The sequence below is a fragment of the Blastococcus sp. MG754426 genome, assembly GCF_021699055.1.
Lineage (GTDB): Bacteria > Actinomycetota > Actinomycetes > Mycobacteriales > Geodermatophilaceae > Blastococcus.
The window spans coordinates 108,613-132,105 of sequence record NZ_SSXC01000002.1 but is presented as its reverse complement, the minus strand read 5'-3'; the positions used below and the strand labels follow the sequence as shown (position 1 = coordinate 132,105).

At 75.8% G+C, this 23,493-nt stretch carries 23 protein-coding genes, 1 tRNA gene and 1 riboswitch; of the genes, 16 read left to right on the top strand and 8 right to left on the bottom strand.

All coding sequences use genetic code 11. The features are described from left to right. Positions 1-87 precede the first annotated feature (87 nt). Together E9549_RS02115 and E9549_RS02110 are read right to left on the bottom strand one after the other, a co-directional pair. Positions 88-771, bottom strand: a complete 684-nt coding sequence (locus E9549_RS02115) for a copper chaperone PCu(A)C (RefSeq protein WP_236824919.1) — start codon at positions 769-771, stop codon at positions 88-90. Positions 772-905: 134 nt separating this feature from the next. Then, complete coding sequence (locus tag E9549_RS02110; protein WP_236824918.1) at positions 906-1,754, bottom strand: UbiA family prenyltransferase; 849 nt, start codon at positions 1,752-1,754, stop codon at positions 906-908. Positions 1,755-1,884: 130 nt separating this feature from the next. Between E9549_RS02110 and E9549_RS02105 the strand changes: the two genes are divergently transcribed. The 6 genes from E9549_RS02105 to E9549_RS02080 all read left to right on the top strand — a co-directional run bounded on the left by E9549_RS02105 (position 1,885) and on the right by E9549_RS02080 (position 6,505). Beyond that, complete coding sequence (locus tag E9549_RS02105; RefSeq protein WP_091929357.1) at positions 1,885-2,367, top strand: CarD family transcriptional regulator; 483 nt, start codon at positions 1,885-1,887, stop codon at positions 2,365-2,367. 38 nt (positions 2,368-2,405) lie between these two features. Continuing rightward, positions 2,406-3,089 carry a 2-C-methyl-D-erythritol 4-phosphate cytidylyltransferase gene (ispD, locus tag E9549_RS02100; RefSeq protein ID WP_308113045.1) on the top strand — a complete coding sequence of 228 codons (684 nt, stop codon included), beginning with the start codon at positions 2,406-2,408 and terminating at the stop codon, positions 3,087-3,089. After that, complete coding sequence (gene ispF, locus E9549_RS02095) at positions 3,086-3,607, top strand: 2-C-methyl-D-erythritol 2,4-cyclodiphosphate synthase (RefSeq protein ID WP_236824916.1); 522 nt, start codon at positions 3,086-3,088, stop codon at positions 3,605-3,607. Before ispD ends, ispF begins: the two co-directional genes overlap by 4 nt. A gap of 10 nt (positions 3,608-3,617) precedes the next feature. Then, a complete protein-coding gene (gene cysS / locus E9549_RS02090; protein ID WP_236824915.1) occupies positions 3,618-5,018 on the top strand; it encodes a cysteine--tRNA ligase in 1,401 nt (466 codons plus the stop codon). Continuing rightward, positions 5,018-5,995 carry a 23S rRNA (guanosine(2251)-2'-O)-methyltransferase RlmB gene (gene rlmB, locus E9549_RS02085; RefSeq protein WP_308113049.1) on the top strand — a complete coding sequence of 326 codons (978 nt, stop codon included), beginning with the start codon at positions 5,018-5,020 and terminating at the stop codon, positions 5,993-5,995. The genes cysS and rlmB overlap by 1 nt, the downstream gene beginning before the upstream one ends. 81 nt (positions 5,996-6,076) lie before the next feature. Then, a complete protein-coding gene (locus tag E9549_RS02080; protein WP_236824913.1) occupies positions 6,077-6,505 on the top strand; it encodes a CBS domain-containing protein in 429 nt (142 codons plus the stop codon). Between the two features lie 7 nt (positions 6,506-6,512). On the opposite strand, the gene E9549_RS02075 is transcribed toward E9549_RS02080, so the two are convergent. The 3 genes from E9549_RS02075 to E9549_RS02065 all read right to left on the bottom strand — a co-directional run bounded on the left by E9549_RS02075 (position 6,513) and on the right by E9549_RS02065 (position 9,971). Beyond that, positions 6,513-7,793, bottom strand: a complete 1,281-nt coding sequence (locus tag E9549_RS02075) for a DUF445 domain-containing protein (protein ID WP_236824912.1) — start codon at positions 7,791-7,793, stop codon at positions 6,513-6,515. A 42-nt stretch (positions 7,794-7,835) separates the two neighbouring features. Next, a complete protein-coding gene (locus tag E9549_RS02070; protein ID WP_236824911.1) occupies positions 7,836-9,089 on the bottom strand; it encodes a S1C family serine protease in 1,254 nt (417 codons plus the stop codon). A 108-nt stretch (positions 9,090-9,197) separates the two neighbouring features. After that, positions 9,198-9,971: an ABC transporter permease gene (locus E9549_RS02065; RefSeq protein WP_236824910.1), complete on the bottom strand. Its 774-nt coding sequence runs from the start codon at positions 9,969-9,971 to the stop codon at positions 9,198-9,200. Positions 9,972-10,118: 147 nt separating this feature from the next. Here E9549_RS02065 and E9549_RS02060 point away from each other — a divergent pair, with 147 nt between their 5' ends. Next, positions 10,119-10,781 (top strand): hypothetical protein, encoded by a 663-nt coding sequence (locus tag E9549_RS02060; RefSeq protein ID WP_236824909.1) that lies wholly within the window; start codon positions 10,119-10,121, stop codon positions 10,779-10,781. Between the two features lie 53 nt (positions 10,782-10,834). Here the strand turns inward: E9549_RS02060 and E9549_RS02055 are convergent, their stop codons facing one another. After that, positions 10,835-11,287 (bottom strand): SRPBCC family protein, encoded by a 453-nt coding sequence (locus E9549_RS02055; RefSeq protein ID WP_236824908.1) that lies wholly within the window; start codon positions 11,285-11,287, stop codon positions 10,835-10,837. 284 nt (positions 11,288-11,571) lie between these two features. On the opposite strand from E9549_RS02055, the gene E9549_RS02050 reads away from it, so the two are divergent. Then, positions 11,572-11,644, top strand: a tRNA-Thr gene (locus E9549_RS02050). Here the strand turns inward: E9549_RS02050 and E9549_RS02045 are convergent. Then, on the bottom strand, positions 11,644-12,042 hold the full coding sequence (locus tag E9549_RS02045; RefSeq protein ID WP_236824907.1) for a DUF5313 family protein: 399 nt from the start codon (positions 12,040-12,042) through the stop codon (positions 11,644-11,646). The genes E9549_RS02050 and E9549_RS02045 overlap by 1 nt on opposite strands. A 64-nt stretch (positions 12,043-12,106) precedes the next feature. On the opposite strand from E9549_RS02045, the gene rarD reads away from it, so the two are divergent. The 5 genes from rarD to E9549_RS02020 all read left to right on the top strand — a co-directional run bounded on the left by rarD (position 12,107) and on the right by E9549_RS02020 (position 18,686). Continuing rightward, positions 12,107-13,024: an EamA family transporter RarD gene (gene rarD / locus E9549_RS02040; RefSeq protein ID WP_236824906.1), complete on the top strand. Its 918-nt coding sequence runs from the start codon at positions 12,107-12,109 to the stop codon at positions 13,022-13,024. A gap of 181 nt (positions 13,025-13,205) precedes the next feature. Beyond that, positions 13,206-13,481: a DUF3263 domain-containing protein gene (locus E9549_RS02035; RefSeq protein ID WP_236824905.1), complete on the top strand. Its 276-nt coding sequence runs from the start codon at positions 13,206-13,208 to the stop codon at positions 13,479-13,481. 59 nt (positions 13,482-13,540) lie between these two features. Then, positions 13,541-14,860 carry a LytR C-terminal domain-containing protein gene (locus E9549_RS23950; RefSeq protein ID WP_236824904.1) on the top strand — a complete coding sequence of 440 codons (1,320 nt, stop codon included), beginning with the start codon at positions 13,541-13,543 and terminating at the stop codon, positions 14,858-14,860. 77 nt (positions 14,861-14,937) lie between these two features. Next, positions 14,938-17,811 (top strand): alpha/beta fold hydrolase, encoded by a 2,874-nt coding sequence (locus tag E9549_RS02025; protein WP_236824903.1) that lies wholly within the window; start codon positions 14,938-14,940, stop codon positions 17,809-17,811. Further along, the gene (locus tag E9549_RS02020) at positions 17,808-18,686 is read left to right on the top strand and encodes an ABC transporter permease (protein ID WP_236824902.1); all 879 of its coding nucleotides are present in this window, start codon (positions 17,808-17,810) and stop codon (positions 18,684-18,686) included. The genes E9549_RS02025 and E9549_RS02020 overlap by 4 nt, the downstream gene beginning before the upstream one ends. 178 nt (positions 18,687-18,864) lie before the next feature. Here E9549_RS02020 and E9549_RS02015 read toward each other — a convergent pair whose 3' ends face one another. Next, positions 18,865-19,686 carry an HAD hydrolase family protein gene (locus tag E9549_RS02015; protein WP_236824901.1) on the bottom strand — a complete coding sequence of 274 codons (822 nt, stop codon included), beginning with the start codon at positions 19,684-19,686 and terminating at the stop codon, positions 18,865-18,867. A 58-nt stretch (positions 19,687-19,744) separates the two neighbouring features. Continuing rightward, positions 19,745-19,879, top strand: a riboswitch (SAM riboswitch). A 12-nt stretch (positions 19,880-19,891) separates the two neighbouring features. On the opposite strand from E9549_RS02015, the gene thrC reads away from it, so the two are divergent. From thrC to groL, 3 genes are all read left to right on the top strand, one after another. After that, complete coding sequence (thrC, locus tag E9549_RS02010) at positions 19,892-21,193, top strand: threonine synthase (RefSeq protein WP_236824900.1); 1,302 nt, start codon at positions 19,892-19,894, stop codon at positions 21,191-21,193. Between the two features lie 175 nt (positions 21,194-21,368). Then, positions 21,369-21,569, top strand: coding sequence for a cold-shock protein (locus E9549_RS02005; protein ID WP_040337424.1), 201 nt, complete (start codon positions 21,369-21,371; stop codon positions 21,567-21,569). 246 nt (positions 21,570-21,815) lie between these two features. Continuing rightward, the gene (groL, locus tag E9549_RS02000; protein ID WP_236824899.1) at positions 21,816-23,444 is read left to right on the top strand and encodes a chaperonin GroEL; all 1,629 of its coding nucleotides are present in this window, start codon (positions 21,816-21,818) and stop codon (positions 23,442-23,444) included. Positions 23,445-23,493: the final 49 nt, after the last annotated feature.

Genomic DNA, 23,493 nt, shown 5'->3' with positions numbered 1-23,493 from the left:
GCTAGCCGCGGCCACCGACAGTTCCCCGGAGAACGCGCGACGGCGGCTCCCGGGCGGGAGCCGCCGTCGCGACGAGGAGCGGGGGGATCAGTTCTCGGGGTTGCCGCCGCCGGCGACCTCGGTCTGCTCGTGGCCGCCCTCCTCGACGCCGCCGCCGGACTCGCCCTCCTCCTCGTGGTGGAAGTCGAAGGACTCGTCGCGCTCGCGGACCTCCTCGAGGGCGGCGACCGGGACCACCGTGGTCACCTCGCCGGCGTTCTCGAAGGTGAAGGTCAGCTCCAGGATCCGGCCGCTCGTGAGCGCCTCGTCGAGGCCGGTGAGGGTGACGGCGGAGTCGCCGTCCCCGCCGACGAAGACCGTGGTGCCGGCGGGGATCACCAGCTCGCCCGCGCCGGCGGAGGTGCTCTCGTCCTCGGTGGAGCCCGCGCCGGTGCCCGGGGGCTGCGCGCTGGGCGTCGCGGAGGTCGCGGCCGCGTCGATCTCGACGTCGTCGAAGCCCTCGCCGGTGATGCCGGTCAGGGTGTCGTCCTCGGTGCCGGTGTTCACGATGGCCAGCCGCAGCGGGGCGTCCTCGCCGGCCGGGTACTCGCCGTCCTCGGGGGCGACGACGGCGATCTGGCGCAGCACGATGTCACCCGCCTCGGCCATCGCGCCGACCTTGTCGCGCTCCTGCTCGACGGTCTGCGTGACCTGGCCGGCGCTGCACGCCGAGAGGGCGAGGGGGGAGAAGAGCAGAACGCCCATCGTGGCGGCGCGCAGAGCGCGGTTCACGGCTGTCGACCTCCAGCAGGACCGTGCCGGCCACCGGGGATCGGTGGCACGGAGACGCCCCGAGCGTATCGGTCGCCTCCCCGGCCTGCCCGCAGGGAGCCGTCTGCGTCGCGGCAGGGCGGCCCCGGCGCCGGTCAGGCCAGCGTCGATCCGCTGCCGACCAGCAGGGCGACGTCGAGCACCGTGAGCAGCATGACGGCGGGGAAGGCGAGGGCGCGGAACCGCGCCGTGCCCGCGAGGGCGGCGACCGCGGCCGCGGGCACGGCCAGGACGAGGGCGGCCCAGCCGGTGGGCCCGGGGGGCCCCGGCGGGCCGAGGACCAGCACCAGCGTCGCCCCGGCCAGCAGCAGCGCACCGCACGCCGCGGAGAGGTGCGGACCCAGGCGGTGCGGCAGCCCGCGGACCCCGGTGGCCAGGTCCTCCTCGAGGTCGGGGGCGACGTTGGCCAGGTGGGCCGCTCCACCGAGCGCCGCGCCCGCGGCCACCAGCCACCACGGGGGAGCGGGGGTGCCAGGGGCGGCGGCGACCACCCCGGCGGGCAGCGCCCCGAACCCCACGACGTAGCCCGCACCGGACCAGACGGTGCGCTTGAGCCCGGCGTTGTAGGCCCAGCCGCTCGCGACGAGGAGCAGCAGGAGGGCGCCCGGGACGAGCCCCAGCAGGAACGAGAGGACGACGGCCACCGCGGCTGCGGCGAGGGCCGCGGCGCGCAGCACGGCGGGCGCGACGGCGCCCTGCACGACCGGCTTGTCGGCCCGCGCGACGGCGCGGTCGCGGTCGGCGTCCAGCCAGTCGTTGCTCCACCCGATGGAGGCCTGACCTGCGAGGACGGCGGCGCAGAGGAGGGCGGTGCGGGCCGGCGGGACGTCGGCGGCGACGGCCAGCAGGGTGGCCACGGTGGTGACCGCGACGGTCGGCCCGAGGTGGGTCGCGCGGAGCAGCGCACGGGTCGTCGCGCCCGTCCGGGCGGCACCCGCAGGCACATCAACCACGCTCTGTCAACCCCTCCGACGCGTCGATCCAGGCCGCTGACCTGCATATTTACTGCCCGGAGCCGATCCGTTGGTCAGTCTGCCGTGCTAACCTGGGTGGAGCGAAAGGGGTCACATCCACATGGGCTTCACTGTCGGCGAGACCGTCGTCTACCCGCACCACGGTGCCGCGCTCATCGAGGCGATCGAGAAGCGCACGATCAAGGGTGAAGAGAAGGCCTACCTCGTGCTGAAGGTCGCCCAGGGCGACCTCACCGTGCGCGTGCCGGCCGACAACGCAGAGATCGTCGGCGTCCGTGACGTCGTCGGTCAGGAGGGGCTCAACCGGGTGTTCGAGGTGCTCCGCGCCCCGCACACGGAGGAGCCGACGAACTGGTCGCGCCGCTACAAGGCCAACCTCGAGAAGCTGGCCTCCGGCGACGTGAACAAGGTGGCCGAGGTCGTCCGCGACCTGTGGCGCCGCGACAAGGACCGCGGCCTCTCGGCCGGCGAGAAGCGGATGCTCTCGAAGGCCCGTCAGATCCTGGTCAGCGAGCTCGCGCTCGCCGAGGGCACCAACGAGGACAAGGCCGAGGTCCTGCTCGACGAGGTCCTCGCCAGCTGAGCGCTCCGCGCTCACGCAGATCCCGCCGAACCGCTCCCGTGCACGCTGTCGCCATCGTCGCAGCGGCCGGGAGCGGTTCGCGTCTGGGGGCGTCCGTGCCGAAGGCGCTGGTGCCGCTCGGTGGTCGGCCGCTGGTCGCCTGGGCGGTGGACGCCCTGCTGGCCGGCGGCGTCGGCGAGGTGGTCGTCACCGTGCCCCCCGCCGAGCGTGCCGCGTTCGCCGCCGCGCTGCCCGACCGGGTGCGGCTCGTCGACGGCGGGGCCACCCGGACCGCGTCGGTGCGCGCCGGGCTCGCCGCGGCCGGGTCGCGGGCCGATGCCGTCCTGGTGCACGACGCCGCGCGGCCGCTCACCCCGCCTGACGCCGTGGCTCGCGTGCTGGCCGCCCTCGCCGGCGGTGCCCGTGCGGTCGTCCCCGTGCTGCCGGTCGTCGACACGACCGTCCTGGTCGACGACGACGGCGTGGTCGTCGAGGCCGTCCCGCGTGCGGCGCTGCGCCGCGTGCAGACCCCGCAGGGTTTCGACCGGGCCACCCTGGTCGCCGCGTACGCCGCCCTCGACGCCGCGGCCGAGCTCACCGACGACGCCGCCGTCGTCCGCGCCGCCGGCGTCCCGGTGGCCACCGTCCCCGGTGACGAGCGCGCCGCGAAGATCACCGTCCCCCACGACCTCGCGCTCGCCGAGCTGAGCGTGGGGCTGACCGCGAGCGAGGTGCACCCGTGACCGTCCTGCCGCGCGTCGGCATCGGCACCGACGTCCACCCGGTGGTGGCCGGCCGCCCCTGCCGGCTGGCCGGGCTGGACTGGCCGGGCACCCACGGCTGCGCCGGGCACTCCGACGGCGACGTGGTGGCCCACGCGCTCACCGATGCCGTGCTCTCCGCTGCCGGGCTCGGTGACATCGGCGGACTGCTCGGCACGGACGACCCGCGCTGGGCGGGGGCCGCGGGCATCGCCGTCCTCGAGCACGTGCGCGAGGTCGTCACGGCGCACGGCTGGGAGATCGGCAACGCGTCGGTCCAGCTGATCGCCACCACCCCGCGGCTCGGCCCGCGCCGGGCGGAGGCCGAGGCGGCGCTCTCCGCCGCGCTCGGGGCGCCGGTCAGCGTGGCGGCCACCACCACCGACGGGCTCGGGCTGACCGGCCGGGGCGAGGGCCGGGCGGCGGTGGCCACCGCGCTGGTGATCCGGTCGGGGGAGGCGCCCTCGCCGCGGGCGGAAGGCCCCGCAGGGACTCCGTAGACTCCCGGCGGTGAGCCTCCGCCTGTACGACACGGCCGCCCGTGCGGTCCGCGACTTCACGCCGCTGCGTGCCGGTCACGCGTCGGTGTACGTCTGCGGGCTCACCGTGCAGGGGCCGCCGCACGTCGGGCACGTCCGCGCGGCGGTCTCCTTCGACGTGCTGCGCCGCTGGCTGGTCGCCCGCGGCCTCGAGGTCACCTACGTCCGCAACGTCACCGACATCGACGACAAGATCCTCGTCAAGGCCGACGAGCACGACGTCCCCTGGTGGGCCTGGGCCTTCGAGAACGAGCGCGCCAGCACCCGCGCCTACGACGTGCTCGGCGTGCTGCCGCCGACCTACGAGCCGCGCGCCACCGGGCACGTCCCGGAGATGGTCGAGCTGATGGAGCGGCTGGTCGAGCGCGGGCACGCCTACGCGGTCGACGGCGACGTCTACTTCGACGTCCGCTCCTTCCCGGGATACGGGGCGCTCACCGGCCAGCGGCTCGACGCCCTCGAGCCCGCCGCCGACACCGACACCGACGAGCGCAAGCGCGACCCCCGCGACTTCGCGCTGTGGAAGGCGGCCAAGGCCACCGAGCCGGCCACGGCCTCGTGGCCGACCCCGTGGGGGCGCGGCCGGCCGGGCTGGCACCTGGAGTGCTCGGCGATGGCGGGGAAGTACCTGGGCGCGGAGTTCGACATCCACGGCGGCGGCCTGGACCTGCGCTTCCCGCACCACGAGAACGAGCAGGCGCAGTCCCGGGCGGCCGGCGACCCGTTCGCGCAGTACTGGCTGCACAACGGCTGGGTCACCCTCGGCGGCGAGAAGATGAGCAAGTCGCTGGGCAACACGGCCCTGGTCGACGAGGTGGTCCGGCGGGTGCGCCCGGTGGAGCTGCGCTACTACCTCGTGGCCCCGCACTACCGCTCGACGGTCGAGTTCACCGACGCCGCGCTGGAGGAGGCCGGGCAGGCCTACCGCCGCGTCGAGTCCTTCGTGAAGCGGGCGGCCGAGCGGGTCGGCGCCGACGCGGGGGAGGCGCGGCGCGCGCCCGCCTTCGACGCGGCGCTCGACGACGACCTCGGGACGCCGGCGGCGATCGCCGCGGTCCACGAGGTGGTGCGTCAGGGCAACACCGCCCTCGCCGACGGGGACGACGCCGCCACGGCCGCCGCCCTGGGCTCGGTCCGCGCCATGCTGGGCGTGCTCGGGCTGGACCCGCTCGACCCGCAGTGGGCCACCGCCGGCGACGACGGGCTGGCCCGGGCGACCGACGGCCTGGTGGCGCTGGCGCTGGAGCAGCGCCAGGCGGCCCGGGCACGCAAGGACTTCGCGGCGGCGGACGCGATCCGCGACCAGCTCGCCGCCCTCGGCGTCACCGTCGAGGACACCCCGCACGGACCCCGATGGGAGCTGACCCGCTGATGGCCGGCAACAGCCAGCGACGCGGCCGCACGACCGGTGCGGGCAAGAAGGGCGCGACCGCAGGTACCGGCGGCAAGAACCGGCGGTCGCTCGCCGGCCGCGGGGCCACCCCGCCCGCCGAGATGCGCACCGGGCACCCCGCCCAGCGGCGTGCCCAGGCCGAGGCGCGGCAGCGGGCCGACCGCGCCCGCGCCCGCCAGCGCGCCGAGGAGTCTCCGGAGCTGCTGCTCGGCCGCAACCCCGTCGTCGAGGCGCTGCGCGCGCAGATCCCGGCGACGGCCCTGTACGTCGTCACCGGGGACACCACGCGCGGCGGCACCGACGAGCGGATCGCCGAATCGCTCGCGCTGGCGGCCGACCGCGGGCTGCCGCTGCTCGAGGTCGGCAAGGCCGAGTTCGACCGGATGGCGCAGGGCGCCCTGCACCAGGGCATCGGGCTCCAGGTCCCGCCGTACGACTACGCCCACCCCGACGACCTGCTCGACATCGCCCGCGACTCGGGCCGCGCGCCGCTGGTCGTGGCGATGGACGGGGTGACCGACCCGCGCAACCTGGGCGCCGTCGTCCGGTCGGCGGCCGCGTTCGACGCGCACGGCGTCGTCGTCCCCCAGCGCCGCGCGGTGGGCATGACGGCCTCGGCCTGGCGCACCAGCGCCGGCGCGGCGGCCCGGCTGCGCGTCGCCCGGGCGGTCAACCTGCCGCGGGCGCTCGCCGCCTACCAGGACGCCGGCCTGCAGACGGTGGGGCTGGCCGGTGACGGCGACGTCGACCTGCACGAGTACGACGGCTTCGCCGACCCGGTCGCCCTGGTCGTCGGCGCGGAGGGCGCCGGGCTCTCGCGGCTGGTGCGGGAGAAGTGCGACGTCGTCGTCCGCATCCCGATCTCGCGCGACACGGAGTCGCTCAACGTCAGCGTCGCCGCCGGGATCGCGCTCTACCAGGCCGCGCTGCGCCGCAGCTCGGACGCCGCCCGCTAGCGGTCGCCGGGCCGGGCGCAGGACCGTTGCGCGGGCGGGGGCGCCGGAGCACACTCCCGGCACCGTCCCGAGGAGGAGAGCGTGCGCATCAGCCAACTGCTCCGGCGCAAGGGCTCCGACGTGGCCACCGTCGAGGCGTCCGCGAGCATCCGGTCGGCCCTCCAGCTGCTGGCGGAGAGGGAGGTCGGAGCCCTCGTCGTGTCGCCCGACGGCCGCCGGGTGGAGGGGATCGTCTCCGAGCGGGACGTCGCGCGGGGGCTGCACGAGCGGGGGAGCGACCTGCTCGGCCAGCCGGTGTCCAGTGTGATGACGACCGAGGTGCACGTCTGCCCCCCGGACGCCACCGTGGACGGCCTCGCGCGGACGATGACCGACCACCGGGTGCGGCACGTGCCCGTCGTCGCCGAGGGCGTCCTGGTCGGCATCGTCTCGATCGGCGACGTCGTCAAGGCGCGGCTGGACGAGCTGGAGGCGGAGCGCCAGCAGCTGGTCGCCTACATCCAGACCTGACGCCCGCTCAGCCCAGGAGCTGGGCGACGGTGTAGATGACCAGGCCCGCGAGGCCGCCGACGACGGTGCCGTTCACCCGGATCCACTGCAGGTCACGGCCCACCTGCAGCTCGATCCGCCGGCTGGTCTCCTCGGTGTCCCACCGGGCGACGGTGCTGCTGACCAGGTCGGCGAGGTCGCCGGAGAAGCGCTCGGCGACGTAGCCCGCCACCTGGCCGCTGTGCCGCTGCACCAGCTCCCGCACGGTGGGGTCGGTGCGCAGCAGCCGCGCCCCGTCGAGGATGAGCGCGGTCACGCGGGCGCGCAGGGGGGACGCCGGGTCGGCCGCGGCGGTCAGCACCGCGTCCTTCGCCGTCGTCCAGAGCGAGCCGGACCAGTCGCGCACGGCGGGGTGGGCCAGCACCTCGTGCTTGAACTCCTCCACCCGCGCGGCGGTGGCCGGGTCGGTCCGCAGGGCGTGCACGTAGGCGCGCAGCCGGGCGTCGTAGGCGCGGCGCAGCTCGTGGCGGGGGTCGGCGGCGACCTCGGCGAGGAAGCGGTGCACCCCCGCGAAGGCCCGGTCGAAGACCCGGTCGTCGACCCAGTCGGGCACCCAGGCGGGGGAGGCGTCGCCGAGCTGCGCCCGGAACACCAGCCGGTTCTCGTCGAGGAACCGGGCCATGAGGCGCATGGCCGCGGACAGCACCTCCTGGTGGCGGTCGCCGTCGACCACGAGCTCGAGCACCCGGGCCAGCGCGGGGGCGGCGGGGGTGTCGTGCAGCTTGCGCGCGACGAGCGCGGCGACGGCGGGCTGCAGGTCGTCGTCCTTGACCAGCTGGGTGAGGCCGGTCAGCGCGGTGGCGGCGTCGCCACCGAGGCGCTCGGCCCGCCCGGGGGCGGCCAGGAAGGCGCCGAGCCGGCCGGGGACGTCGATGGTGGCGAGCTTCTCCGCGACGACGGCGCGGGTCAGGAAGTTCTCCTGCACGAAGGTGCCGAGGCTCTCGCCGATCTGGTCCTTCTTGCGCGGGATGATCGCGGTGTGCGGGATGGGCAGCCGCAGCGGGTGCCGGAAGAGCGCGGTGACGGCGAACCAGTCCGCCAGCGCCCCGACCATGGAGGCCTCCGCCGTCGCCCGGACGTAGCCGACCCACGCGCCGGCCTCCTCGCCCAGCAGCACGCAGCCGAGGAAGACGACCGCGGCGAGCAGGAACAGCCCGGTCGCCAGCCGCTTCATCCGGGTCAGGTCCCGGGCCCGGGCCGGGTCGTCGAGCGAGCCGGCCAGCGGGGCGGTCAATCGGGGGGCGGCCACCCGGCCCAGCCTAGGGAGCCGGGCCGGGCGGTCGCCGGGGTCCTAGTCGGTCTCGCCCAGGACGACCTCGACGGTGCGGGTGTCGCCGCCGCGGCGCACGGTCAGCTCGACCGTGTCGCCCGGCGCCTCGCTGCGGATCGCGGCGGTCAGCTCCGTGGAGGTCGTGACCGGGCGCTCGCCGACGGCGGTCACGACGTCGCCGACCCGCAGCCCGCCCTCCTCGGCCGCGCTGCCCGGCTCCACCAGCGCCACCTCGGCGCCGGTGCCGACCTCGCGGTTCTGGTCGTCGGCGGCGGTGCTGGCGCGGACCCCGAGGTAGGCGCGGGTGGCGTCACCGGTCTCGATGATCTGCTGGGCGACGCGCTGCGCGGTGTTGGCGGGGATCGCGAAGCCGACGCCGATGTTGCCGCTCTGCCCCTGCCCGCCGGGCAGGCCCGAGGCGACGGTGGCGATCGCGGTGTTGATGCCGATCACCTCGCCGGCGCCGTCGACCAGCGCACCACCGGAGTTGCCGGGGTTGATGGCCGCGTCGGTCTGGATGGCGTCGAGGACGGTGGCGTCGTCCTGCGTGGAGCCGGTGGCGACGGCGCGGCCCGTGGCGCTGATGATCCCGTCGGTCACGGTGTTGGACAGGCCCAGCGGGGCGCCGATGGCGACGGCGACGTCACCGATCTGCACCTCGTCGGAGTCGGCGAACGTGGCCGCGACCAGGTCCTCCGCGCCGTCGAGGCGGAGGACGGCGAGGTCGGAGGCGGGGTCGGTGCCCACGATCTCGGCGTCGTAGAGGGTGCCGTCGGCGGTGCGCACCTGGACGGCGCCGGCCCCGCTCGCCCCCTCGGCGATGACGTGGTTGTTGGTGAGCACGTAGCCGTCGGCGGTCAGGACGACCCCGGAGCCGCTGCCCGCGCCGGAGCCGCTGCTCACGTACACGGTGACGACGCTCGGTGCGGCCTTGGCCGCGGCGGCCGTGGCGGTGGTCGCCCGGTCGGGGTTCTCGATGGTCACGCTCTGCGCGGAGGCCGGCGACCCGGTACCGGCGGCCGGCTCGTCGACCAGGGCTACGACGCCGGCTCCGGCCCCACCGCCGATCACCGCCCCGGCGACCAGGCCGGCCAGCCCGATGCGCAGCCGGCTCCCGCGGCGCGGGGTGCGCTGCTCGGCCGGCGCCGGCAGCCCGCCGTAACCGGGGTAGCCCGGCGTCAGCAGGGGCTGGGGGGTGGTCGGCTGCGGCGCCGCCGGCGGCTGCCAGGCGAACTGCTGCCCCGCGCCGTGGTGCTGGTGCTGGTGCTCGGTCACGCGTCGTTCCTCTCCTCGCAGCCGTGCGGCTGCTGCGTCGGAACCCACTGTCGGCCCTTCCACTGGCGCAACGCTGGAGGGGTGCTGTGAGCTTCCTGGACGCCGTGGTCAGCGCGGGACGGGCAGCACCCGGCCGCGGGCGACGAGCTCGGTGACCGCCCACACGGCCAGCACCTCGGCGGCCAGCAGCCCGACCAGGACCAGCAGCTGCGCCGCCCCCGCTTCGAGCGGGCTGCCGCCGCCGAGCAGCACGCCCACGAAGGCGCCGGGCAGGGTGACCAGCCCGACCGTGCGGGTCTGGTCGAGCGGCGGCACGAGCGCGGTCCCGGCGACCGGGCGGCCGACCAGCAGCACCGCGTCGCGGGGGAGCAGCCCGACCGCGAGCGCGGCCTCCACCTCGCCGCGCCGCTGCGCGAGCTCCTCGCGCAGGCGCCGGCCCGCGAGGGAGGTGGCGGTCATGGCGCCGCCGATCAGGATGCCGGCGATGGGGATGACCGCCTCGCCGCGGAGCGGCACGGTGCCGCTGGCCAGCACGAGGGCGACCACGGGGGCGGCGCCGCCGACCACCGGGACGGCGATGGCCGCCAGCCGGGCGACGGCCCCGGGTGAGCGCAGCGGCCGGCCGGTGGCGCGCCCGGCCGCGGTGGCGGTGGCCACCGACACCATGAGGAGGACGAAGGCGGCGGAGAGCCAGAGCGACCGGACGACGACCAGGAGCAGGGCCGAGACGACGGTGAGCTGCGCCGTGGCGCGCGCCGCCGCGACGAGCACCGGCCGGTCCTCGCCCAGCCCGGACACCCGCCCGCTCACCGCGGCCAGCGCGGTCAGCGCGACGAGCACCGCACCCAGGCGGAGGTCGACGTCGACCACCGAGGAGCCCACGGCGCCCGATCCTGCCTGGTCACCGGGGCGCTCGGCGGGGCGGGGTGCCGTCCGCGGAACTCCGTGTGCAGCGGCGGCCCGGGGCGGGTAGTGGGCGGTCCCGGGCCGGGCTCCGCACCGTGGCCCGCTGCCCGTCCCGTCGGCCCCGTGGAGCTGTCCGTGCCCGTCCGTGGTCCTCTCGTCCGGTTCCTCATCGGCGTCGGCCTGGCCTGCGCGGCCGTGCTGGCGGTCGTCGGCGGCATCGCGCTCCGGGGCCCGGGCCTGGTGGCGGTCTGCGTCTCCGGCGCGCTCGCGGGGTGCGTGGCGGCCGGGGTGGCGCGCGAGGCGCCGCGGCCGGGCCGCCGGTCGGTGCTCGAGTCGGCCGGCCAGGCGGCGGCCGTCACGATCGGGGCGCTGCTGGTGGTGAGCGGGACGGCGGTGCTCGCCGGCGGGGGCGTGGCGCTGCTGCTGCTCGGGCTCGGTGCGGCCGGCTGGGCGGCTCTCCGGTGGGCGCGCGACCGGCGCGAGGCCGCATTGCGCGCGGTGCCCCCGCTGGGCGCGGTGGCCGGGCCCGTGGGCGGGGCGTCGACGGCGACCCTCGGGGAGGAGTGGCGGCGCACCGGTGCGGAGCTGCAGCGGCCGCTGACCCCGGCGGTGCGGCAGCGGCTGGTGGCCCGCCGGGCGCAGGTGCTCGACGAGCTGGAGCGCCGCGACCCGGACGGCTTCGCCCGCTGGCTGGCCGCCGGGCCGCTGGGCAGCGTCGACCCGACCGGCTTCGTCCGCGGCACCCCGCCGCGCGCCGACCCCAGCACGGAGACCGAGGCGGCCTGACCCTCGGGTTGCCCGACCACCGGGAGGACGGCCGGGCCCGGGGGTGAGCCGGGTCAGGCCCGCTCGGCGGCCGCCGCGATGTCGTCGAGGTCCTGCTGCAGCGCCTTGGCCACGGCCCGGCGTCCCAGCGGCGCGGTGACCGCGCCGAGCACCCGCGCCACGGTGCTCGTGGGCCGGCCGCCGAAGGTCATCGTCACGTCCGTGCCCCCGTCGGCGGACGGGGCGAACGCGAGGGTCGAGACGTAGTGGGCGCCCCGGCCCGCCGCCTCGACCCGGTAGGAGCGCTGCGGCTCCACCGCGGTCACGGTCATCTCCTCGGTCGCCGACCGGCCCATCATCGTGCGGGTCTCCCGCCACCGCGTCCCGACGTCGAAGGGGCCCGGGGTGAGCACCTCCACGGCGTCGACCCCGCGGAGCACCTGCGGCGAACCCGTCAGGTCGGTCGCCACCTGCCAGACCTGCTGCACCGGCGCGGCCACGTGCCGGCGGACCACCACGTCCTGCACGGCTGCCTCCCTCGACTCCCGCGCCGCCGTCCTGCGGCACGGCCAGCCTGCCACCGGGGGACGACGGGATCGAGGGGGCGCGAGCCGGGAGGCAGCGCGGACCCGTCCCGGGAGAGGCTGGCCGGAGCCGGAGCCGGAGCCGGAGCCGGAGCGCGGGCAGCTCCCCCCGCGGCCACGAGGCAGGTACGACGGCAGCCCCTGGACGATCAGCGGGTCGGACGGCGCCGCGCGGTTCCGCCCCGGCCGTGTCCCTATCCTTGTCCCGGGACCTGTCCCCACGTCCCGCCGGCGTGGCGCAACTGGTAGCGCACCCGACTTGTAATCGGGCGGTTAGGGGTTCGAGTCCCCTCGTCGGCTCAGTCGAAGCTCCCCGCGCCGTCGCGCCGGTAGGGGGAGAGCCGCTCCACCCGCGCCCGCTCGGCCCGCTCCGCGCGCAGGCGCCCCGCCGTCCCCGGCGGGTAGCCGGCCTTCACCACCCGGTGCTCGGTGGTCTCGACCATGTAGGCCAGCGAGAACAGCAGGCCGAGCAGCAGCCCGCCGCCGGCCGCGGCGACCCGGTAGGCCAGCGGGACGGGGACCAGCAGCAGGCAGACCACGATCAGGGGCAGCAGCTGCACCACCGCCCGGGCCAGCTGCCGCCACACCCAGGTGCTGCGGGTGGTGTCCTCCAGGACCCACGGCGCCAGCTCGCGGGGCAACCCACCGCCGTACGCGTACCAGACCCACTGCAGGGGGCCGGGGCGCTGAGAGCTCACGCTGAAACGGTAGGCCCGTCCGGTCGGCTGCGGCCGGTCCCGGGCGCGGGCGTACGGTGCCGCCGTGGACGAGCGTCGCCTGGGGGTGGTCTCCGGCCTCGGCGCCTACGCCCTCTGGGGCATCTTCCCGCTGTACTTCCCGCTCCTGGAGCCCGCCGGCGGCCTGGAGATCGTGGCCCACCGGGTGCTCTGGTCGCTGCTGTTCGTGGCATTGCTGCTGACCGCCGTCCGCCGGTGGGGGCACGTGCGCGCCGCCGTCGCCAGCCCGCGCACGCTCCTCGTCCTGGCCGGCGCGGCGGTGCTGATCGCGACCAACTGGCTGATCTACGTCTACGGGGTCAACTCCGGCCAGGTCGTGGAGACCTCGCTCGGCTACTTCATCAACCCGCTGGTGAGCGTGCTCCTGGGCGTGGTGGTGTTCGCCGAGCGGCTGCGGCCCCTCCAGTGGGTCGCCGTCGGCATCGCCGCCGTCGCCGTCGTGGTCCTCACCGTCGACTACGGGCGCCCCCCGTGGATCGCCCTCGGCCTGGCGCTCTCCTTCGGCCTGTACGGGCTGATGAAGAAGCTCGTCCGCATCGAGGCGGCTCCGGGGCTGTTCCTGGAGACGACGCTGGTGGCGATCCCGGCCGGCGCCGTCCTCGCCGTGCTGCACGCCGGGGGCACGGGCACGTTCGCCAACGCCGGCACCGGGCACGCCTTCCTGCTGGCCAGCGCCGGGGTGGCGACGGCGGTGCCGCTGCTGCTGTTCGCCGCAGCGGCCCGGCGCATCCCGCTCTCGACGGTGGGGCTGCTGCAGTACCTGACCCCGCTGATGCAGCTGGCGATCGGCGTCTTCGTCTACGACGAACCCATGCCGCCGGCCCGGCTGGCCGGCTTCGTCATCGTCTGGGTGGCGCTGGCGGTCTTCACCGCCGACACGTGGCGGCACGCCCGGGCAGGGGCGCGCCGGGCGGCCCGCGACGCGGTGGTCGCCACCCCCTGACGGCGCTGCCGGGTCCGCCGCGGCGCGTGGGCCGGGAACGTCGGTGGACGGCGCTACCGTCGTGCCCGAGCCGCCGGGAGCGCCCGGCCGGCGGAGCAGCTCAGGAGATGGTCCGACGATGCACAGCGACCCAGCCCCCGTGGTCTCCCCGCCCCGGGTCGACGGGTCAGGGGACAGGCCCGTGCCGGCCGGCGCCGCCGGCCTGTCGCGGCGGGAGCACGAGATGCTCGGTTTCGAGCGCCAGTGGTGGCGGCGCGCCGGGGCCAAGGAGACGGCGATCCGCGACCTGTTCGACACGACGCCGACCCGGTACTACCAGGCGCTCAACGCCCTGGTCGACCGGCCGGAGGCGCTGGCGGCCGACCCGCTCCTGGTCCGGCGCCTGCGCCGGCTGCGGACGGCGCGGCGTCGGACGCGCTCGCCGCAGATCCTGGGCAACGGGAATGACATGGATTAGATTTGCTCACCGTGGGCAGGCACGCGGCGTCAGGCAGTGACGGAGTGGCGCAGGGGCACGTGTCGCCGCCCGCCGGGCGGCGCCGCACCGACGCCCCGGACGGCTCCCTCCCCGGTGCCGGCCTGAGCGACCACCCCACTGCCCCCGGGCGCGATCGCCGCGGCCCCCGGCGCGACGTCGTGGCCGGTGCTCCCGGCGAGGCGGGGCACCAGGTCTCCCGCTCCCGGCTGCCGCTGCCGCCCGTGCCGGCCGCCGCGCGTGCCGCCGCCGGTCCCGCGCCGGTCACCCCCCGCGCCGCGGGCGTCCCGGGCCCGCAGACCAGCGCCGCCCCGTTCCGCGCGGTGCCCTCGCCCGCCCCGGCACCGGCCGCTTCTCCCGCGGGCCCGACGGCGCTGCTGGTCGACGACGAGCCGCTGGCCACCACGGGCCCGACCCGTGGGTCGGGCCGCAGCGCCCCCGTGCCGCGCGTCCCCCGCGTGCCCCGGCAGACCACCCCGTCCGGCGCGCCGTCGTCCTCCTACGGCGACTGGACCAAGCCCTCGCGCACCGACGACACCGGCCGCTCGCGGCTCGCGCCGGCGGTCCTCGAGTCGCCGGCCACGACGGCGATCCCCGAGCGGGACATCAGCGCGCGGCGGGCCGACGCCGCCTCCGACGACGACCTCGGCCACGACGGCCACGACGACGACGGCCACGACGACGACGGCTACGACCTCGACGCCGAGGTGGCGGCTCCCGCGCCGGGCGGGGCGGAGGTCAAGGGCGGCCGCGCCGCCTACCGCGCCGAGCGGCAGGCTGCCGACGCCGCGCGCCGCAAGGCGGCCAGGCGCAACGGCACCCCCGAGGTGCTCTTCGACGACGAGCCCGAGCGCAAGCCGCGCCGCGTGCTCAAGGGTCTGGTCGCCATGGCCGTCGTCGCCGGCGCGGTCCTCGGTGTCTACACGGTCACCGCGCCGGAGAAGGAGGAGGCCGCCGCGGCCGCGCCCGCTCCCGCCAGCGTCCCGACCGTCGCCGTCCCGACCGCCGCCCTCCCGCCGCTGCCGGAGAGCCCCGTGGTCGTCGAGCCGGCGATCACCACCCCGGTGCGGGTCCCGGTCACCGTCCTCAACGCCACGAGAATCACCGGCCTCGCCGCCAAGATCTCCGGCGCCGTCGTCGCCGGTGGCTGGGAGTCGCCCGGTGTCGGCGCCTACCCGGGCACCGACGTCTCGGCGACGACCGTGTACTTCACCGAGGGCGACGAGCAGCAGCGCCAGGCGGCGCTGCAGCTGATCGAGCAGTTCCCCGAGCTCGCCGGCCCCGCGCCGCGCTTCTTCGAGGTGGCCGACGTCCCGGCGCCGGGGCTGGTCATCGTCGCCACGGGCAACTGGCAGCCCTGACCCGGGCCGGGGCCGCTCCCCGGAACACCGGACGGCCCCCGGCCGTTGGGCCCGTCGTGCGTTCCCTCCGCGGGCTCGTGCGTCCCCGCCCGCGCCCCGGTGCGCGCGCCGCGGCCGCCGCCCTGCTCGCCCTCGCCCTGCCGGCCGGCCTGCTCGCGCTCGCGCCCCCGGCGGGCGCCGCCGAGGTGCGCACGGAGGAGGCCCGGGTGCCCTCGGGCTCCGGCGAGGACGCCGTCGAGCTCGACACCACCCTGTACCTGCCCGGCACCGACGAGCCCGCGCCGGCGGTGGTGCTCGCGCACGGCTTCGGCGGCAGCAAGCGCTCGGTCGCCGACGACGCGGCGGACCTGGCCGACCGCGGGTACGTCGTCCTCACCTACTCGGCCCGCGGCTTCGGGGAGAGCACCGGGCGGATCGGGCTCAACGACCCGCGCTACGAGATCGCCGATCTCTCCACGCTGCTCGACCTGCTGGCCGAGCGCGAGGAGGTCGAGCTCGACGCCGAGGGCGACCCGCGGGTGGGGGTGGCCGGCGGCTCGTACGGCGGGGCGCTCGCCCTGCTCGGCGCGGCCTACGACGAGCGGGTCGACGCCATCGCGCCGCAGATCACCTGGCACTCGCTGACCGCGTCGCTCTTCCCGTCCCAGACCGGCGACCTCGTCGCGGACACGGTCGCCGCGGTGCCGCAGACGGAGGCGGCCGGCGTCTACAAGCAGCTGTGGTCCGGGCTGTTCTTCGGGATCGGCTCGGCCTCGGGCGGCCTGCTGGACGCCCTCGGCGGCGGGGCCGGTGGGGCCGGCGGTGGCGCGCTGCCCGCCGGCCTGCCCGAGCGGCTGCTCGAGCAGGCCGCCGCGGACCCGGAGGCCGCCGAGCTGCTGCTCACCTGCGGCCGCTTCCGCCTCGAGGTGTGCGAGGCCTACCAGGCGGCCGCCTCCACCGGCACGCTGACGCCGGAGGTCGCCGCGGTGCTCGACCGCAGCAGCCCGGCCGGCGTCCTCGACCGGATCGACGTGCCGACGCTGCTGGTGCAGGGCACCCAGGACTCGCTGTTCGGGCTGGGCCAGGCCGACGCGAACGCGCGGGGGATCGCCGCGGACGGGACCCCGGTCAAGGTGGTCTGGTTCGCCGGCGGCCACGACGCCTCGTCGTCGGACGGGCAGGTGCAGGACCTGCGCGACCACGTCGCCGGCTGGTTCGACTGGCACCTGCGGGGGCAGGGCGAGGACCCCGGCACGGGGTTCGAGTTCCCCGCCCCCACCGGCCTGGGCACCACGGTCGGGCGGGTCCAGGGCGGCGGCCGGGCCGTCGCGGCCGAGGTCTACCCCGGGCTGGACGGCGCCGAGCCGGCCACCCGCCGGGCGGTGACCGTCTCCGGCCCCGTCCAGCCCGTCGTCACCCCCGCCGGTGGCACGCCCGCCGCGCTCACCACGCTGCCCGGGCTCGGGGCGCTGACCTCCGCGCTCGGCGGCAGCACCGCGGAGATCCCCGGCCAGTTCGCCGCGTTCGACAGCGCCCCGCTGGAGGCCCCGGTCGAGGTCGTCGGCGCCTCGACGATCGACCTCGCGGTGGCCTCGCCCAGCGGCAGCGCCACCCTCTTCGCCAAGCTCTACGACGTCGGCCCGGACGGCGCGACCACGCTGCCCGGCGGGCTGGTGGCGCCGCTCGCGCTCACCGGCGTCTCCACCGACCCGACCGCCCCGACGCGGGTCAGCGTCACGCTGCCGGGCATCGTGCACCGCTTCGAGACCGGGCACACCATGCGCGTGCTGGTCTCCTCCACCGACCAGGCCTTCGCGCTGCCGGCCGAGGCGGCGGTCTACTCGGTCGGGCTGGCCTCGGACACCGCCCCCAACGGCGTCTCCGCGGGTGAGGCGACGCTGGCCGCCCCCGAAGTGGAAGGCCGCAGCGAGGCCCCGACCGGCGCCTCCCGCTGGTGGGTGCTGCTGGCCGTCCTCGCCGGCCTCGGGCTGCTGGGCTGGCTGTCCGCCCGCTGGTGGGGCAGGCGCCGCGACCGGCGGATCTCGCAGGTGGAGCCCGACGGGGAGGACGTCCCCCTGCGCTTCACCGGCGTGACCAAGGCGTACAAGGACGGCTTCGTCGCCGTCCGCGACCTCTCCTTCGAGGTGCGGCGCGGCCAGGTGCTCGGCCTGCTCGGGCCCAACGGGGCCGGGAAGACGACGTCGTTGCGCATGCTCATGGGGTTGATCCGGCCCACCGACGGCCGGATCAGCATCTTCGGGCACGCCGCCGGCCCCGGTGCCCCGGTGCTGTCCCGGCTGGGCTCGTTCGTGGAGGGCACCGGCCTGCAACCGCACCTCTCCGGCCGGGACAACCTGACGCTCTACTGGGCCGCCACCGGCCGCCCGGCCGAGGACGCGCACATGGAGGAGGCGATCGAGGTCGCCGGCCTCGGCGCGGCGATCGACCGGCCGGTGCGCCGGTACAGCCAGGGCATGCGCCAGCGGGTCGCGATCGCCCAGGCGATGCTCGGCCTGCCCGACCTCCTGGTGCTCGACGAGCCGACCAACGGGCTCGACCCGCCGCAGATCCACGCCATGCGCGAGGTGCTGCGCAACTACGCCGCCACCGGCCGCACGGTCATCGTCTCCAGCCACCTGCTGAGCGAGATCGAGCAGACCTGCAGCCACGTCGTCGTGATGGCCAAGGGGCAGAAGATCGCCCAGGGCACCGTCGAGGAGATCGTCGGTGCCGGCGGTTCCGTGCTGGTCGGCCTGGCCGACGACGCCGACACCGACCGGGCGGTCGCCGTCCTGTCGGGCCTGCCCGGCGTGACCGCCGGCCGCACGGACGACGGCCTGGTGGCCGAGCTCGACGGCGTGCGGCGGGCCGACGTGCTGCAGGCGCTGGTCTCGGCGGGCGTCGCCGTGGAGCAGTTCACGCCGCGTCGCCGGCTGGAGGACGCCTTCCTGGCGCTGGTGGGGGAGTCATGACGACGGGCACCGAGCAGCACGTGCAGCCGACCGGGGCGGTCGCCGGGTACCGGCCGGAGCGGACCCTGCGGCTCCCGGTCGAGCTGCGCCGGCAGTTCAAGCGCCGGCGCACCCTGGGCGTCTTCGCGCTGATGGCCGCGCTGCCGCTGGTCCTGATCGCCGCCCTGCAGCTGGGGGCCGACGAGGAGGCCGCGGAGAACGCGCGGATCAACCTCGTCGACGTCGCGACGGCGAGCGGGCTGAACTTCACGCTGTTCGTGCTCTTCGCGACCACGGGCTTCTTCCTCGTCGTCGTCTACGCGCTCGTCTTCGGCGACACCGTCGCCAGCGAGGCGCAGTGGGGGTCGCTGCGGTACGCGCTGGCCACCCCGGTCCCGAGGGCGCGGCTGCTCCGGCAGAAGTGGCTCGCCGCGTTCGTGCAGGCGGTCGGCGCGCTGCTGACGCTCGCGGTGGTCTCGGTGGTGGCCGGGGGCATCGCGTTCGGCTTCGGCGACATCACCACACCGGTCGGCGTCGGCATCGACCAGGGCGAGGGCATGCTGCGGCTGGCCGGCATGCTGGGCTACCTGGCGGTGCACCTGCTCACCGTCGGCGCGCTGGCCTTCTGGTTCTCCACGATCACCGACGCGCCCCTGGCCGCCGTCGGTGGCGCCGTGTTCACCGTCGTCGTCTTCGCGATCCTCGACGAGGTGGAGCAGCTCGGCGCGATCCGCGACTGGTTCCCGCTCGCGGAGGCCTACGCGTGGACCGACCTGCTGCAGACGCCGGTGGACTCCGGGGACCTGTTCCGCGGGGTGGTGCAGGCGCTGGTCTACGCCGCCGTCTTCACCGCCCTGGGCTTCCGCCACTTCGCCCGCCGCGACGTCACGTCGTAGCTGCCGCCCCACCGGGCGACACCGTCCCTGCGCGCGGCCGGGCCGCGAGCCCCGGGCCGGCTGACGGCCTCTCCCCGCCGGGTGTCCTCCCCGCGGGAGTGGCGCTCTGCCCCGCCGGAGTGGGCAGAGCGCTGCTGGGGCCGGGTCACCCCTGGCTCCAGGCCCGGCGGCGGCCCGCTCACAGCGACGCGCGCACCGCCTGGGCCCAGCCCTCGCCCATGGCCCCGGCGGTCACCGAGGCGTTGGGGACGGCGGCCAGCGCCTCGGCCATGCCGTCGACGGCGGCCCCGTTCGCGGTGATCCACAGCCGGCCCACCGCCGGCGCCATGTCCAGGTCGCTGACGCTGTCCCCGATGGCCACGGCGTCGTCGGGGGAGAGGCCGCGGCGCTCCAGGTCCCAGGCGATCGCCGCGCCCTTGGAGATGCCGCGCGGCATCAGGTGGTAGACCCGCGGCGGGGCGGCCTCCTCGGCCAGCCCCATCCACGGTGCGGCGGGGATCGCGCCGTTGTCCTTGAGCGTCAGCCAGCCGGCCCCGCGCTCGGCCAGCCACGCGTCCACGGCGAGCGCGTCCACCCGGCCGCGGAGCAGCGCGTCGGTGGCGTGGGTGGCGTGCCACGGCGCGTGCCACTCCAGCCGCCCGGGGTGCGCGGCGACCAGGTCCTCGACGACGCCGAGCTCGGCCATGACGTCCATCGGGGTGCGCTCCCCGTACTCCTCGGGCAGCGCGCCCCGCAGCCGGTGGGTGTTCCGCCCGGAGCCCCAGCCGATGGTGGCGCCCAGCTCGGCGATGGCGCCGTCGGCGGCGAAGATCCGCGCGGCCTCGACCACCTGCTCGTAGGTGCGGCCGCTGACCAGCACCAACGCCGTCCCCGCCCGGTGCAGGTCCAGCAGCGCGCCGGCCGGCCCGTCGGTGAGGTCCCGTCCCGCCGTGTGCCAGAAGGAGCCCCGCGGGCCCACCATCGTGCCGTCGAGGTCGGTGTAGACGACGCGCGCGCTCACCGGCCCATCCTGTCCCGCCGCCGGGCGCGCGCCGCGACTGGGTAGAGTCCACCCCGTTCACTCATCCAGAGGGGCAGAGGGACACGGCCCGACGAAGCCCCGGCAACCGCCGCCTGCCGCGCTCCGCGCGACGGGCGGGAGGTGCCAATTCCGTCCCGCGCGGCTCGACGGCCCGCAGCGGGGAAGATGAGGAGGTAGTCGTCGCATGACCCTCACCGCTCCCGGATCGCTCCAGGCCGACTCCGCTGCCGGCGGCCCGGTGCCCCCCTGTCCCGCGCGCGGGCTGGTCTGCCGCAACTGCGGCGCCACGTTCGGGCTCATCGCCCAGCACGCCTGCGCCGAGTGCTTCGGCCCGCTGGAGGTCGACTACGACCCCGAGCTGATGAAGGCCGTCACCCGCGAGCAGATCGAGGCCGGCCCGCAGAACATCTGGCGGTACGTGGCCCTGCTGCCCGTGGGCCAGGACCCGGCCGACCGCGTCTCGCTCGACCCGGGGATGACCCCGCTGGTTCGCGCCGACCGCCTCGCCGCCGAGCTCGGCCTCACCGGCGGGCTCTGGGTCAAGGACGACTCGGCCAACCCCACCCACTCCTTCAAGGACCGCGTCGTCAGCCTCGCCGCGACCGCCGCCAAGGGCCTTGGCTACAAGAAGATCGCCGCCGCCTCCACCGGCAACCTGGCCAACTCCGTGGCCGCGCACGCCGCCCGCGTCGGCCTGCCCTCGTTCGTCTTCATCCCGAGCGACCTGGAGCCCGGCAAGGTCGTGCAGTCGGCGGTCTACGGGCAGACGCTGGTCGCCGTCGACGGCTCCTACGACGACGTCAACCGGCTGACCAGCGAGCTCGGCGAGACCGACGAGTTCGAGGACACCGCCTTCGTCAACCAGAACGTCCGGCCCTACTACGCCGAGGGCTCCAAGACGATGGGTTACGAGATCGCCGAGCAGCTGGGCTGGCGCATCCCGGCCCAGGTGGTCATCCCGATGGCCTCCGGCTCGCTGCTCACCAAGGTGGACAAGGCGTTCCGCGAGCTGGCGGCGGCCGGCATCGTCGAGGCCACCGAGTGGACGATCTTCGGCGCGCAGTCGGCCGGCTGCGACCCGATCGCCACCGCGTTCGACAACGGCTGGGACGTCGTCAAGCCGGTGAAGCCCACCGGGATCGCGAAGTCGCTCAACATCGGCAACCCCGCCGACGGCCCCTACGCGCTCGACGCGATCCGGCGCACCGGCGGCGCGGTCGCGCGGGTGGGCGACGACGAGATCGTCCAGGGCATCCGCGACCTGGCCCGCACCACCGGCATCTTCGCCGAGACCGCCGGCGGGGTGACCGTCGCGGTGCTCCGCACGCTGGTCGAGAGCGGGCGGCTCGACCCGGCGAAGGAGACCGTCGTCCTCAACACGGGGGAGGGGCTGAAGACCCTCGACCCGCTCGAGCCCGTCGTCGGCCCGACGCACCGGGTGGAGCCCTCCCTCAGGTCGGTGCGGGCCGCCGGGCTCATCGGCTGAGGCCGCGGTCGCCCGATCCGGCAACACGATGGCGGGGAAGCTCTTGCGCCCGGCCGCCGCTGATGTACCTTCTCGCGCGGATCCAGTTCCATGTTCGTGATATGCGGGCGGAAGAGCTAGGCCCGGTCTCCCGATCCAGAGGGACCGTCCGCACGCACGAAACGTGGGAGCACACGTGGCACAGGGCACCGTGAAGTGGTTCAACGCCGAGAAGGGCTTCGGCTTCATCGCCGTCGACGGCGGCCAGGACGTCTTCGTCCACTACTCGGCCATCCAGATGGACGGGTACAAGAGCCTCGACGAGGGTCAGCGCGTCGAGTTCGAGGTCGTCCAGGGTGCCAAGGGCCCCCAGGCCGACGCCGTCCGCAGCGCCTGAGGACCACCCAGCAGCACCGATCGGAGGCCCGGTCCCCCCAGCGGGGGGCCGGGCCTCCGGCGTTCCTTGCACTCACCCGCCCCGAGTGCCAGACTCGGGCCTGGCACTCGTACCCTTTGAGTGCCAATCAGGTCGGTCGGTGAGGCACCGGCGCGCGGGCCGAAGGAGCGCCCGCACCGCTGGTGTCGTCCGTCGCGGGCGCCGCACCCGGCCGTGCAGCGATCAACGCATGGAGGACATCACCACATGGCCAAGATGATCGCCTTCGAGGAAGAGGCGCGCCGCGGCCTCGAGCGGGGCATGAACACCCTCGCCGACGCCGTCAAGGTGACCCTCGGCCCCAAGGGCCGCAACGTCGTCCTGGAGAAGAAGTGGGGCGCCCCCACGATCACCAACGACGGTGTGAGCATCGCCAAGGAGATCGAGCTCGAGGACCCGTGGGAGAAGATCGGGGCCGAGCTCGTCAAGGAGGTCGCGAAGAAGACCGACGACGTCGCGGGTGACGGCACCACCACCGCCACCGTGCTCGCCCAGGCTCTCGTGCGCGAGGGTCTGCGCAACGTCGCCGCCGGCGCCAACCCGATGGCCCTGAAGAAGGGCATCGAGAAGGCCGTCGCCTCGGTCAGCGAGTACCTGCTCTCCACGGCCAAGGACGTCGAGACCAAGGAGCAGATCGCCGCCACCGCGTCGATCTCCGCCGCCGACCCCGCCATCGGCGAGCTCATCGCCGAGGCGATGGACAAGGTCGGCAAGGAAGGCGTCATCACCGTCGAGGAGAGCAACACCTTCGGCCTCGAGCTCGAGCTCACCGAGGGCATGCGCTTCGACAAGGGCTACATCTCGCCCTACTTCGTCACCGACGCCGAGCGCATGGAGGCCGTCCTCGACGACCCGTACGTGCTCGTCGTCAACAGCAAGATCAGCTCGGTCAAGGACCTGCTCCCGCTGCTGGAGAAGGTCATGCAGTCGGGCAAGCCGCTGGCCATCATCGCCGAGGACGTCGAGGGCGAGGCCCTCGCGACCCTGGTCGTGAACAAGATCCGCGGCACCTTCAAGTCCGTCGCCGTCAAGGCGCCGGGCTTCGGTGACCGCCGCAAGGCCATGCTCGGCGACATCGCCATCCTCACCGGTGGCCAGGTCATCAGCGAGGAGGTCGGCCTCAAGCTCGACACCGCCGGCCTCGAGCTGCTGGGCCGCGCCCGCAAGGTCGTCGTCACCAAGGACGAGACGACGATCGTCGAGGGTGCCGGGGACACCGACCAGATCGCCGGCCGGGTCAACCAGATCCGCAGCGAGATCGAGCGGTCGGACTCCGACTACGACCGGGAGAAGCTGCAGGAGCGCCTGGCCAAGCTGGCCGGTGGCGTCGCCGTCATCAAGGCCGGCGCCGCGACCGAGGTCGAGCTCAAGGAGCGCAAGCACCGCATCGAGGACGCGGTGCGCAACGCCAAGGCCGCCGTCGAGGAGGGCATCGTCGCCGGTGGTGGCGTCGCCCTCGCGCAGGCCACGGCCGTCGCGTTCGACAAGCTCGAGCTCGAGGGCGACGAGGCGACCGGTGCCAACATCGTGCGCGTCGCGCTCGAGGCGCCGCTGAAGCAGATCGCCATCAACGCCGGCCTCGAGGGCGGCGTCGTGGCGGAGAAGGTCCGCAACTCGGAGACCGGCTGGGGCCTCAACGCCGCCACCGGCGAGTACGTGGACCTCGTCGCCGCCGGGATCATCGACCCCGCCAAGGTGACCCGTTCGGCGCTGCAGAACGCCGCCTCCATCGCGGCGCTCTTCCTCACCACCGAGGCCGTCATCGCCGACAAGCCGGAGAAGTCCGCTCCGGCCATGCCCGGTGGCGACGGCGGCATGGGCGGCATGGACTTCTGAGTCCGACCACCTGGCACCACCTCCGGCAGGGGCCGGTCCGCGCGAGCGG